Annotated in this window: 13 protein-coding genes; 7 read left to right on the top strand and 6 right to left on the bottom strand. The window is 58.3% G+C overall.

Features of this window, described 5'->3' with window-relative positions; genetic code table 11:
* The first annotated feature begins 19 nt into the window (after window positions 1-19).
* The 5 genes from EI77_RS17640 to EI77_RS17620 are packed head-to-tail and all read left to right on the top strand — an operon-like array spanning window position 20 to window position 2,999.
* Complete coding sequence (locus EI77_RS17640) at window positions 20-721, top strand: DUF2306 domain-containing protein (RefSeq protein ID WP_166647335.1); 702 nt, start codon at window positions 20-22, stop codon at window positions 719-721.
* 6 nt (window positions 722-727) lie between these two features.
* Window positions 728-1,366 (top strand): HAD family hydrolase, encoded by a 639-nt coding sequence (locus tag EI77_RS17635; protein WP_133796620.1) that lies wholly within the window; start codon window positions 728-730, stop codon window positions 1,364-1,366.
* Window positions 1,363-1,722, top strand: a complete 360-nt coding sequence (locus EI77_RS17630) for a dihydroneopterin aldolase (protein ID WP_133796619.1) — start codon at window positions 1,363-1,365, stop codon at window positions 1,720-1,722. The genes EI77_RS17635 and EI77_RS17630 overlap by 4 nt, the downstream gene beginning before the upstream one ends.
* Window positions 1,723-1,748: 26 nt before the next feature.
* Entirely contained in the window at window positions 1,749-2,429 is a 681-nt protein-coding gene (locus tag EI77_RS17625) for a sigma-70 family RNA polymerase sigma factor (protein WP_243838915.1), read from the top strand.
* 51 nt (window positions 2,430-2,480) lie between these two features.
* Window positions 2,481-2,999 carry a hypothetical protein gene (locus EI77_RS17620; RefSeq protein ID WP_133796618.1) on the top strand — a complete coding sequence of 173 codons (519 nt, stop codon included), beginning with the start codon at window positions 2,481-2,483 and terminating at the stop codon, window positions 2,997-2,999.
* A gap of 106 nt (window positions 3,000-3,105) precedes the next feature.
* Here EI77_RS17620 and EI77_RS17615 read toward each other — a convergent pair whose 3' ends face one another.
* Entirely contained in the window at window positions 3,106-3,987 is an 882-nt protein-coding gene (locus EI77_RS17615) for a peptidylprolyl isomerase (protein ID WP_133796617.1), read from the bottom strand.
* 177 nt (window positions 3,988-4,164) lie between these two features.
* Here EI77_RS17615 and EI77_RS17610 point away from each other — a divergent pair, with 177 nt between their 5' ends.
* The gene (locus EI77_RS17610; protein WP_133796616.1) at window positions 4,165-5,169 is read left to right on the top strand and encodes a D-alanyl-D-alanine carboxypeptidase family protein; all 1,005 of its coding nucleotides are present in this window, start codon (window positions 4,165-4,167) and stop codon (window positions 5,167-5,169) included.
* An 84-nt stretch (window positions 5,170-5,253) separates the two neighbouring features.
* On the top strand, window positions 5,254-5,622 hold the full coding sequence (locus EI77_RS17605; RefSeq protein WP_133796615.1) for a DUF2237 family protein: 369 nt from the start codon (window positions 5,254-5,256) through the stop codon (window positions 5,620-5,622).
* Window positions 5,623-5,769: 147 nt separating this feature from the next.
* On the opposite strand, the gene EI77_RS17600 is transcribed toward EI77_RS17605, so the two are convergent.
* The 5 genes from EI77_RS17600 to EI77_RS17580 all read right to left on the bottom strand — a co-directional run bounded on the left by EI77_RS17600 (window position 5,770) and on the right by EI77_RS17580 (window position 12,550).
* A complete protein-coding gene (locus EI77_RS17600; protein WP_133796614.1) occupies window positions 5,770-7,023 on the bottom strand; it encodes a hybrid sensor histidine kinase/response regulator in 1,254 nt (417 codons plus the stop codon).
* On the bottom strand, window positions 7,020-8,513 hold the full coding sequence (locus tag EI77_RS17595; RefSeq protein ID WP_133796613.1) for a sensor histidine kinase: 1,494 nt from the start codon (window positions 8,511-8,513) through the stop codon (window positions 7,020-7,022). The genes EI77_RS17600 and EI77_RS17595 overlap by 4 nt, the downstream gene beginning before the upstream one ends.
* A gap of 106 nt (window positions 8,514-8,619) precedes the next feature.
* Window positions 8,620-9,381: a deoxyribose-phosphate aldolase gene (deoC, locus tag EI77_RS17590; protein WP_133796612.1), complete on the bottom strand. Its 762-nt coding sequence runs from the start codon at window positions 9,379-9,381 to the stop codon at window positions 8,620-8,622.
* A 47-nt stretch (window positions 9,382-9,428) separates the two neighbouring features.
* Window positions 9,429-10,985: a PDZ domain-containing protein gene (locus tag EI77_RS17585; protein WP_133796611.1), complete on the bottom strand. Its 1,557-nt coding sequence runs from the start codon at window positions 10,983-10,985 to the stop codon at window positions 9,429-9,431.
* A gap of 44 nt (window positions 10,986-11,029) precedes the next feature.
* A complete protein-coding gene (locus EI77_RS17580; protein WP_133796610.1) occupies window positions 11,030-12,550 on the bottom strand; it encodes a S1C family serine protease in 1,521 nt (506 codons plus the stop codon).
* Window positions 12,551-12,611 lie beyond the last annotated feature (61 nt).

Below are 12,611 nucleotides of genomic sequence, written 5' to 3'. Positions count from 1 at the left end.
GCACTATGATTCGCCACAGATGTTATCCAAGCCAAAAGTTGCCATTGTAGCCCGTGTAGGGCTGTGTCTGGCGCTGGCCTGGTTTTCATGGCTGATGTTGCGCATCACTCTCGGTTATTATCCCCTCCGGGATGATGCTGGTTTTCTCCAGATCAAGCAGCAGTATCTGGCCATTGACCATTGGCGGATGGCCTTCTGGATTCATGTTTTCACCAGCATGTTTGCCCTGCTGGCGGGCTTCACGCAGTTCTTCCCGGCGATTCTACGCAAAGCCCCTCATGTCCACCGCTGGATGGGAAAGCTTTATGTCCTGAATGTCTGTTTTGTGACGGGGCCTGCCAGCTTAGTCATGGCTTTTTATGCCAATGGCGGCTGGACATCCAGGCTCGCCTTTATCCTCCTGGCCCTCGGCTGGATACTCACCACCACTGCCGCTTGGCGCTATGCCTGCCAGCGGAAATGGATGGCCCACCAGGAATGGATGATGCGCAGTTATGCCCTGACTTTATCCGCCCTCACTCTGCGGGCCTGGAAGGTCACGCTGGTATTGTTTTTTGAGCCCCGGCCGATGGATCTATACCGCATCGTGGCTTGGCTGGGGTTTATCCCCAATTTATTGATCGCTGAATGGCTGATCCGCCGCTGGCGGGCCGCTCGCAAGCCCCCCGAGCCGGGCACCCCATCTTCAAACGTTGCAAAAGGTACGGATCACAGTTTATAGCCTTCCATGATTCGCAATCTCATTCTGGACTGGTCAGGCACCCTGGCGGATGACCTGGGCGCGGTGGTGGCTGCGACCAACCGGGTGCTTCATCATTACGACAAGCCTGCTTTTACTCGCGAGCAGTTTCGTGAGGTCTTCCAGCTTCCTTATACCGAATTTTACCGGCACATCCTGCCGGACGTGCCGCTGGCGGATCTCCAGGCGCTTTATCTGGAGCATTTCCCCAATGAGGACCAGCATGCCGTGCCGATGATCGAGCATGCGGAGGGCTTTTTGGAATTCGCCGCGGCCACTGGTCGCCGCATGTTTATTTGCAGCAGTGCGCCCATGGAGCATGTGCTGGCGCAGGCGGAGACCAATGGGGTGGCCCATTACTTCAAGCATTATCACTGCGGCATCATTGATAAATGCGCTCACGTCCATCACCTGCTTCGTCAGCATCATCTGCTGCCGCAGGAGACAGCCTTCATTGGCGATATGCGTCATGACATCCTGGCGGGCCGGGCAGGGGGGCTCACCACCATCGCCACTGCCACAGGGTATGAATCCGTCTCCACTCTCATGACGGCGGATCCGGACATCTTGGTGAAAAATCTGTCCGCTTTGACACTGCTCATGCATTCGCCGACAATCCCCGCATGACCTCTCCCGCCCCAGATGCCATCCACCTTCAGGGTCTGGACCTGCCTGTACAAATCGGCGTGCCGGAGGAGGAGCGCGCGGCCTGGCAGACCCTGCAGGCGGATATCACCCTGGGATTAGGCTCACGTTTTGAGGAAATGCAGGACGATCTGTCCCGCACGGTGGATTATTCCGCCGTAGCCCTGCGCCTGCGCCAGCTCGCCGCAGAGCGGCCCCGGCAGCTCATTGAGACGTTGGCCGCCGAGATGGCCCAGTGCATCCTCAGCGAATTTGGCGTAAATACGGCCACGATTACCCTTCGCAAGCGTATCTTACCTGGCTGCGATTATGTGGCCGTAAGTCTTTCCCGACCGTGAATCCCACTCTTGCCCCCAAGAAAAGCTTGTCTGATCCCCCGATGGGTGGTTTGCTTGAGGAATCACGCGATTCGGATCGTGCGATCAGTGGACGCATGGAGACCCCGACGGATCAGCCCCCAGTCAATAGCAGCGCAGCGGAAGACCGCGCGCTTGTCGAGCGTGCCCAGGCAGGGGATACCCGCGCCTTTGATGAGCTGGTGCGCAAATACACCCCCAAGCTGTACGGTCTGGTGTATAACATGACCTCCAACCGCGAGGATACCGCCGACCTCCTCCAGGACATTTTTGCCAAGGCTTATCGCTCCCTGAAGCGGTTCATGGGGAAATCCTCTTTTTATACCTGGATCTATTCGATCTCGGTGAACATGACCCTGAATTTCCTCAAAAAACGGGGGCGTCATGCCAAAATCAGCCTGGATGATGTGGACAGCGGCATCCATAACGACCCGGATTTCATCAGCATCACCACCGCCAATCGCGACACTGTACGCGAGGTGAACATCCATGAGCTGCAAAAAAGATTGAACACAGCTATGATGAAGCTGTCAGAAGACCACCGCACCGTAGTCACGCTCTACGACGTCCAGGGACTTCAGCACAACGAGATCAGCAAGATTCTCGGTGTGTCCGAAGGAACTGTGAGGTCCAGACTTTTCTACGCACACCGGCTCCTCCAAACATACTTGGAAGATTTCGTAAAGTGACACACTTCCTGCTTCATCAACTAAGTTCCCGCTAACTCCGACGCACCACCTATGAACGAATTCGAAAACATCCAAAGGCTGCTACGACTCAAACAGTATGAGACACCCGGAGATGATTTTGTGGAAGACTTCTTGGCTCAGTTTCGGGAGCGGCAGCGCTCGGAAATCATGCGTCTTTCCGCCCGTGACCTCCTCTGGGAGCGTGTGAACACTTTCTTCAGCGACTTGGTTTCTCCAAAGTGGGCCACCGCGGGTGCTACCGCTGCTTTTGCTGTGGTCGCCGCTTGGGGCACGCTGAACATTGTTGGCAATACCACCAGCAACGGATCGAACTTCAACCTCGCTTCCGCTGATTCTGTCCCTTCCATCTTACAAAAGAAGCCTGCTTTTGCCCTTGATCTGGAAAGCGACCTGATCAAAAAAGCCATGCCTCAGGACGAGGTCTTGGAAATCAGTGGCATCCTGCTGAGCCAGCATTTTGAAGACGACGGCCTCGCCGCCATGACCACCACCAGTGGCCTGACTCCGGTCTCTGCTGAGCTTCTGCCCATCAGCGACTTCAGCCGTTAATTGTTTCCCGGCTGAACGCCTCATTATTTCACGTCCGATTTCAGGTGCTCCCTGAAATCGGACGTTTTATTTATGCCCTGGAGTTGGATGCCCATCAGGCCTGGCTTCAGTGCCCGCCTTCCTCAGGCTCGGTGTCTTCGATCTTTGCTTCAGATTTCAGCTTGGCGATGAGTTCGTTAAACTTCGCATCTTTGTGCGCCTCCAGCAGGCGCTGGCGCACGGCTTCTTTCACGGCTGCATAGGGGATGGCCTCCGGGGTCTTGCGGCCACGCACGGTGCACAGGTGAAAGCCTAGCTGGGTGGTGAAGACAGGGCTGATCTCTCCTTCCCCCATGGAAAAGGCGATGACTTCAAACTCCTCCATGAACTCTCCACGCTTGAACCAGCCCAGGTCGATCTGCTGCTGGTCATCCGCCCGGTTTTCCTCCGCGAGTTTCATGAAATCCGCCCCGGCCAGCAATTGGGTGCGGAGGTCACGCATGGTCTTGAAGACCTCTGTCCGGCTTTGTGCGCCCTGCAGATTCTTCGTGATGTGGGCCACCTGGATCATCTCCTCCGTCATGTACAGTGGCAGGTCCCGCTCATAGGCTGCATGCAATTCCTCCTCGCTGAATACTGGCTCCGGGCCATAGACATCCCCCAGCATTTTGTCCAGGCGCACGCCGCCTTGCACGTTTTCCCGTACCACGGCCTCATCCTTGTACGGCATGCCGATATTCATGTAAAACTGCGTCTCGCCACCTGCCTCAGCGATCAGTTTTTCCAGCCGGGCTGTCACCTCAGCCTCCTCCACGGTGGGGAATCGGCGCACGGATTCCTGGTTCAGCAACACGCGTGAAATCAGGTTGTCCTTGGCATAACCCCGGAACTCCTGGTCCCGCTCACAGCAGGACACTTGCAGCATGCGTTCATAGTGCCCCTTCACATTGCGGAATTCTCCCTCAATGACTTCGTCGTCGATTTCTTCGCCGTTAATGATCAGTGCCATGTCTCATTCGGAGCGCGGACGCCGTCACAAGCAAGACGAAAAACGCCCTGTGGACGCCGTGTTCGCGCAGTCACTCAGGGTTGACACCCGGCGGCCTAACCGCGTAGATGAACAACAAGTTTCACAAAGGCATTAAACTTGCGCCACGTGGCGAACGTTTACTCTTTCCCCCCTCGTATGCTCGCACCCCTTTCTCGCTTCCTTCTGGTCTCCTGCTCGGGACTTTTGATCACCCTCCTGTCGGCTTGCTCCAGCCCCAGTCCGCAGCGGACCGTGCGCCACATGGGCGGAGGGGATTTCAGCAGCAATACCGGGTATGTCCAGGCTGCTTACCCCATTGCCTCCCCAGCTGCTTACGTCCCGGCCACTTATCATCCCGGGTGGGACGTGGAGGCCGCTCCGCAGCTCATCGCCACCTCGGGCAGCCCAGCCATCCATGCGGCGGCTTACCTGCTCATCGATGCGCACACCGGGAGGCACTTGGCCTCCAAGAATGCGGAATCTGCACGCGCTGTGGCCAGCACTCAAAAGCTGGTCACCGCATTAGTCATCCTGGATGCGGGTAACCTGGATAAACCGGTCACTGTCACTGCCGCCGATGTGAAGGTGGAGCCGACCTGCCTGGGCCTGCGTCCGGGGGAAGTCTATACCCGCCGCCACCTGCTGTATGCCTTCCTCATCAAAAGCTGCAACGATGTGGCCAATGTGCTGGCCAGGGATAATGCTGGCAGCATCAGCGCCTTTGCCGGTAAAATGAATGCCAAGGCCCGCTCCCTGGGCTGCTCAAATTCCAATTTCAAAAACCCTCACGGCCTCACCGTCAGCGGTCAATATTCCACCGCCCGGGACATGGCCCGCATCTCCATGGCCGCCTACCGCAACCCCATCATCCGGGATGCCGTGCGCAGGTCATATTACACCTTCCGCAGAAACAATGGCAATACGGTCACCCTCAAGAGCACCAACAATCTCCTGGGCAACATGCCTGAGTGCAACGGGATGAAAACGGGTTATACCGTGGCCAGCGGCCGCTGCCTTATTTCCACAGCCAGCTATCGCGGGCGGGATGTCATCCTTGTCCAGTTAGGCACGCAGACCAAATACATCTGGGACGATGGCCGTGCGCTTATGTCCTGGGGTCTTCAGCGCGCCAAGGGCGGGAGCCTCACCGCCTCCCGGTAACTGCACAGGGCACGGCCCGCTTTGCAGAATCCGCCCACGGGAAAAAATCACGTGACGCGGCCCCCATCCTGTCCCCTTTCCCCCATGCCCACGAACGTCCTCGGCCAAGAATTGCAATGCTGCTGCCGCCAGCCTATGACCGGCTTTTACCGGGACGGCTACTGCCGCACAGGCGCAGGAGATACTGGCCTGCACACCGTGTGCGTACAGGTCACGGCTGAGTTTCTGGAATTTTCCCGCGCTCATGGCAACGACCTTTCCACCCCATCCCTCCAATGGGACTTTCCCGGCCTCCAGCCTGGGGACCGCTGGTGCCTCTGCGTCACTCGCTGGAAAGAAGCTTTTGACGCCGGCGTCGCCCCGCCGGTTTGCCTCGAAGCCACTCATTCATCGGCCATCGAATGGGTGAATCTCGAAGACCTTCAGGCGCACGCCATCGCTGAGGAAGGTTGAATGGGAAACCAAAATGGAAGTGCGGTTTTGGCTGGCTAAAGCTCTGGAATACTTTGGCTTCGCCTGTCGCTGAAGACGCGATCTGAGATAGACGAGGGCAGCGTCTGCTCCCGCCTTTCACCTGATGATATTTTTGGAAGCTAGCGCTTAAGCGGCCAGTTCTTCGCGTTTCTGCCACCGCTGCTCATGCTGGGTGGCGCGAAGAAAAAAATCGTCGGCCTCCTGAGTGCTCTGGGTGGGATCCAGAGGTAAGCGCATGGTGAGTTCCAGTCCCTGGGGTTCCAGGCGCTTGGCTTCAATGCTGCCTCCGTGGAGGTGGAGGGTGACGTAACAGGCCATCATGTTGACGCCAAAGTCATCCGGCTTGCGACTGCGGGTAAAGAATGGATCGAACAGATTTGCGGCACGATCCTGTGCTCCCCAGGCACCGTTGTCACTGAGGACCATGACGGCCTGGTCCTGGCCGGTGGGGTCTTTTTCCCGGGTGGCCCGGATGAGCACCCTGTCCCCGGTCTGGAGATGGGTGATTTCTTCAATCAAGATGAGACGCCAGAGCTGGCGGAAGCGCTCCCCATGGACGAGCAGGGGAGGGAGGTCGGGAGAGATATCGAACTCGACCCGGATGTTGCGTTCCTGGAAATGGGCGAGGTAAGTGCCTAGCATTTCTTCCAGAAGGACGCTGAGGTCGATGGTGTCCTCACGGACGAGTTTCCTGGAATGGGAAGCGTGGGCGAGGTGATTGAGGAGTGTCTGGATGCGCTCAATCTGGGCCTGGGCCTGGTGCTGAGTTTCCACCCAGAAGTTGGGGTCGCGTGGGGGACGGCCTTCGATTTCTTCCATCAGCTTCATCGGGGCTAGGTCAATGAAGGCGCGGACGACGGTGAGGGCATTGCGGAGGTGATGGTTCAACCCCTCCGCCATGATGCCCATGCCGGCCACGCGGTCCGCCATGAGGGTGCTGCGGATGTGCTCCGCATTTTGGGTGAGCAGGTTTTCGCGCTCCTGGAGGGTGTGATAATACTCCATGCCCTGACGGAGCACAGTGGCGAGCTGCTCCGGGTCCAGGGGCTTGTGCAGGTAACGGTAAGCGCGGCCTTCGTTGACGGCACGGACGGCGGTCTGGTAGTCGGTAAACGCGGTGACGAGGATGCGGACGAGATTGGGATGGAGCTTGCGAGCGCGGTCCATCAGCTCCACGCCGCTTTCACCGGGCATGCGTTGGTCCGTCAGGAGGACGCCGATCTGGGAGCCATAGGCCTCCAGGATACGGTAGCCATCAGCAGCGTTATTGGCCGTGTGGATGACGAATTCATCCTCGAACATTTGCCGGAAATAATGGAGAGCTTTATCCTCATCGTCCACATACAGGACGTGATAGCTGGATTGGGGGGAAGGATTCATACAGCTGCGGGGGCGGGAGCGGCTGAGGGTTTGAAACGGAGAGTGAACTCAGTGAAAGTACCGAGCTGACTGAAAGGGGTGATGCTGCCGCCCATGCCCTGCATCATGCGGTAGCAGAGGCTGAGGCCGAGGCCCATGCCCTGGCCGACTTCTTTGGTGGTGAAGAAAGGATCAAAGATGCGCTGCAGGCTCTCCTCCGGGATGCCGGGTCCGTTGTCCCGGACGCTAAGGAGAATCTCATCCCCATCCCTGGCCCCGCGCACGAAGATCTCCGGTGAGGGATGGTGCTGCATGGCATCCAGGCTGTTTTGAATGAGATTGATGAGGATCTGGATGATGTGGTTTTCATCCCCCAAAGCGGTGAGATGCTCCGGTACTTCCAGGTGGAGCTTTGCCTGGGAATCACCGACCTGCTGCGCCATGAGGCGGGCGGCTTTGGCCAGGGCCAGATGAAGGCTGACGGGCGAGGATCCTTTGTTTTCTGGATGGGCAAAGGTGCGCAGGTCCGAGACGATGGAGGCCACGCGGTCCACGCCTTCGCCAATATCTGCTAGGATCTGGGCGACGGATTCGACGCTTTCCGGCGGCATGTTTTTCGTCTTCTTTTTGAGGACGAAGAGGGCGGATTTGACGAAATTCAGAGGGTTATTGATCTCGTGGACGATGCCTGCGCTGAGGCGGCCGATGGAGGCGAGCTTCTCACTTTGATTGAGCTGAGCCTCGGTTTCCTTCAGGCGCTTGAGGGTGGCGGACAGTTCTTGATTGCGCCGGGCCAGCTCCTCACGCTGGGCTTCGACCTTGCAGCGGTTCACAAACTCCCGCAGGCGGATGGCGTGGTGCTGGCGGCTGCCGCAATACAGGATGACGCAGGTCAGTAGGATGAAGAGCGTGTTATTGATGAACAGGCCGATGGAGCGCGGGTCTCCATTAAAATTCAGATTGGGGATGGTGGCGGCTAGGTAAAAGGCCAGGACTAGGGCGACGGTGAGGCCGATCTCCCGGAAGGTCCAGTGGAAGACAAAGGAGGTACCTACCAGGCAGAGCATCAGCCCGGCGTAGTAGCTGGAGCTGCCATCGCCGGAGAAGTAAATCATCAGGCAGATGGCCATGGCTGGCAGCAATGGCAGGATCACAGGATAAACACGATGATAACGCGCAGCCCAGGGACGATCCAGCGCCAACAGCAGCGGAATGCACATGGAGGAGCAAAGGATGCGGAGCAAAAGAAACTCCCAAAAATGCGCCGGGTAGGCCAGCCAGTCCAGCACCGCACAGAAGGGGACAAGGACCATGACAAACCAGGCACCGAGCCGGGCATTCCTCATGTTCAGCTCCTGCAGCTCACCTTCAAAACGGGCGGATTTTTCCGCAGCGGCCAGGATGGAAGGATCGACCGGGGGTGCTGTCTGCGGGATGACCGGACGCTCCTTGCTCGCTGCTGGAAAGTGCAGCGGTGCGGTATTCGGGGGGCTGCCGGTTAACGCGATCACTTGTATAATTTATGTAAATTATACTGAATACAGAAAGTGTGGCAACACTTTATTTATCGGATTAGGATGAGTAAAGAAAGATGCCTGTTGTTAGCGGATCCTGTATTCAATACCCACCTTTGCCGATGTCTGCTGAGAGGGAGCCTGATTCTCCCGAGCGCTCCCGGCGGCGGTATTCGTCCAGGATGGCCTGGGTGGAACTGGTGCCCAGGCGGGTGCAGCCGAGGTCACGTACGAGGATGAGGCCATCCAGGTCGCGGACGCCGCCGGAGGCTTTCACCTGGACATGGGCCGGGCTGTGCTGGCGCATGAGGCGGAGGTCATGCTCGGTGGCCCCTTTGTAATTGTAGCTGCCATCGGGTTGCTTGTTGAAGCCGTAACCGGTGGAGGTTTTGACCCAGTCTGCCCCGGCGCGGCCGCAGATTTCGCAGAGCTGGATTTTCGTTTCGTCCTTGGGCAGGTAGTCGTTTTCGAAAATGACTTTCAGCCGGGCGTCGTGCTTGTGGGCTTCATCGGCGATGATCTGGATCTCCCGCTCCACATAGTCCCAGTCTCCAGAGAGAGCTTTGCCGATGTTGATGACCATGTCGATTTCACGGGCACCTTCCTGGCAGGCGATTTGCGTTTCATAGCGTTTCACCTCCGTTGCACTGTTACCGGCGGGGAAACCGATGACGCAACCGACGATGACGCCCGTTTCCCCCAGGAGGTCCACGGCGCGGGGGATGAAGCAGGGCTTCACGCAAACGGAGGCGACGCCATACTTTGCGGCGAGGATGCAGCCTGCTTCGGCCTCGGCATCGGTCATGCCGGGCTGGAGCAAGGCGTGGTCAATCATGCCGGCGAGCTCGGCGTAACTGTATTTCATGGGCTGGATTTGGCGGCCTGGTTTTGACAGGATTAACAGGATGAGATTCAATCCAGGCGGGAGAGGCTGCTGATGCGGAACATGCCGTTGATGAGCTGGAGGTTATCCTTTTCCACTTTGGCGGCGTCCAGGTGGATGACAAAGGGGTATTGATCCAGGCGGACGATGTGGATACCGTCCTGAGGTTTTTTGAAGGCTTCGGCGATGTCCTCAAGCTGGGTGATGGCCATGCCATTGACTTCATCCACGATCTGGCCGCTGAGGCGCTCGTAACCCTGGGTGCTGGTGGTGGGGAGGACGGCGCTGAGGAAGACCACTTTTTTGCGGCCTTTCTTTTCATACTCTTCGGGGCTGCCAGCGATGCGGGCCAGGCGGAGGATGGGGCCACCCTGCTGCTCGTTGCCAAAGGAATTCAGATACGGGCGGGTGAGTTCCTGGAAAAGGAGGCCACCATTGAGGATGTAACGCGGGCCTTTATCGAACTGGTAGGGGAGGACGAGGTAATCCTCCGGCTGTTTGCGGGTGAGCTTACCCTTGAGGGTGATCTCCTTGCCCTCGCGCATGACTTTCATTTCCACTTCATCGCCCACGAAGGCTTTTCCACGAACGATGTGGCTGACGCTGAGCGGGCCATAATGAGGGTCCTGGTAATCGCCACGGGAGTCGATTTCAGAACCGTTGATGGAGAGCATGATGTCACCTTTTTTTACTCCGGCCTGTTCGGCTGAGGCCCCTTTGGTGACGGAGCTGATATAGACGCCGGGCTGGTCAGGAGTCATGCCCAAGTATTCCCGGAACTGGTCATCCAGGGTGATCTGGAACTCAATGCCGAGGGAGGGGAAGCCGTCGTATTTGCCATCGGCCACGTCTTTGAGGAAGTGCTCAATGATGGGTGCGGGTAGCAGGGTGGCGAGCTGGTTTTTGGAATCGTAACGCAGGAGCAGCGCGGCGAGTTTTCCACCTTTGGCGACGGGGAGGGTGAAGCTGTTGGCCTCGCTGCGGATGATGCCCTGAGCTTCATAGACAATGAAGCTGGCGTTTTCCACGACGTAGCCCTGGTTCATCACTTTGCTGATGCGCATGGGGGTGACGATGAGCTCGCCAACGCGGCCGGTCTGCCAGACGACGAGGGTATCCCCGATGCGGGCGGAGGTATCCACCTCCATGGGGCGGAGGCCGGTGAAGAAGGCTGCGGTGCGCTCGGGCGTGGTGCTGGGGGCCAGGAGGGCCAGGTTGGCCTCATAATCCACAGCGATGACGCGGGCGGGGATTTTTTGGCCGCTCTCTGGAAGCTCCAGCTCGATGTAGGTGGCATCACTAACCATCTGGCCGGTGACGAGGATGCGATTTCCCTCCAGGACGACGCCCAGGCCGCGCCTGCCGCCTGCGCCTTCTTTCTGCCAGGGGATGCGCAGATTGTGACTCTGATGGGTGACATTGACCTTCAGCAGGGAGCTGGTCTGGATGACGGCCTGCGGGGACTGAGCGGGCTGTGGTGCGGGGTCTTTCGGCCGCAGGGGAAGGAACTTGGGCGTGGCGGGCGCGGTCTGCGCCTGGGCACTGCCGATGGCGAGGAGGGCGATGAGGAAAAAGAAAGGCTTCATGAGTCGCGAAAAAGGGAAGTGAATGAGGGGCGAAGGGGCTGAGATCAGTCTGCGCCCAGGTAGGCATCTTCCGTGATGTTATAGGTCTGCATGATGCGCGGGTGGGCGGCATCCGCGAAGTCCCGCTTCAGCACCAGGGGGCGGCCTTTTTCGAGGAGCTTGATGACGACGAAGCCGGGCTTTTCCCCTTTTTTGGCCAGGGCGTCTTTGACGTCCTTGAGGCTCTTGATTTTCACACCGTTGATCTCATCCACCACGCTCTGGGCATAAGGGGTGATGTAGGTATTCACTTCATCCGCCAGGATGGTGGTGAGGAGGACGGGCTCAGGCCGTTCGACATAGAGTTTTTCGGTGAGGAAATTGTCAAACATGTAGTTAGCCGCGCGGTCGGCGATCTGGTGGGCATCCATGAGGTTTTTGTCCATGGGCTGGAAGACGAGGCCGGCATACACGACGTAGCGGGGGCGCTGGTCGTATTGCTCACCCAGCTTCACATAGGGATCAAAGCGCTTGAGGGTGACTTCGGTTTCGGTCTTCTTGCCGTCGCGCTGGTAGGCGAGCTTGAGCTTGTCTCCGGCGAACTTGCGCTCGACGACTTCGTTCATGTCCATCAGCTCACCTTCGAAGCGGATGAGGCCGTTGTTAAAGACGGGGTTGTCATCCATGGAGAGGAGGACATCGCCGCGTTTCAGGATATCGCCCGCGCTGCCAGCAGGCTCCACATCGGCGATCATGACGCCGATGCCGCCGCCATTGAGGCCCAGGGCTTTTCTCTGCGCGCTGTTTTCGATGGCGAAATCGCTGACGGCCAGGTCCACATAGTGGTCATATGTGCCGTCTTCCACATCCTTGAGGAAACGCTCCACGACGGGGACGGGGATGATGTAGCCGACATTCTGGGCCACACGACCGCTGAAGCCCTGGAAGGCCACACCGACGACTTTGCCGCTCTGGATGACGGGGCCACCCGAGTTGCCTGGATTGATGGCGGCATCCACCTGGATGGCCAAGTGTGAATCCACCTGCGTGTGGCTGAAGGGGCGGAAGTCAATGCGGGAGACGACACCCCGGGTGACGGAGATGCGGTCTCCACCGATGGGGTAACCGACGGCGATGACCTCGGTATTCAGTTTGGGAATGCCGCCGAAGGTGAGGGGCTTCAATTTATCAAAGTGGGATCCGTCCTCCGCCTCGATGATGGCGAGGTCACAATCATGGGCGACGAAGACGACACGGGCGGGATGGGGCTCGGGGTCATTGGTCGTCCGAATTACCAACTTGGAGGCATTGCTGACGACGTGGGCATTGGTGAGGAAGCGGTTTTTCCCAATGAGAAAACCGGTGCCGGAGCCGCCGGAAGGCTGGCCGGAGTTCCAGGGCTCGCGATAATCCGGGACGAGCACGGAGACCTCAATATTGACGATGCCTTCCCATTCATCGATGAGCGGGGCCTCAATGGGAGGCGGGGACGCTGCCGGGACGGTATCCGGTACCAGCTCCTGGGCGGAAGCGGCGGCCGTGAATGCCAGAGCGGCGGAGATGGGGATGAGGAAACGCATTTTCATGAGAAGTACAATAGCAGCCAAACATACGAAGGGCGGCGCATCAAAGACAAGTGCTTCTGCC

The sequence above is a fragment of the Prosthecobacter fusiformis genome (genome assembly GCF_004364345.1).
GTDB lineage: Bacteria > Verrucomicrobiota > Verrucomicrobiia > Verrucomicrobiales > Verrucomicrobiaceae > Prosthecobacter > Prosthecobacter fusiformis.
This window is presented reverse-complemented; position numbering and strand designations above follow the sequence as displayed.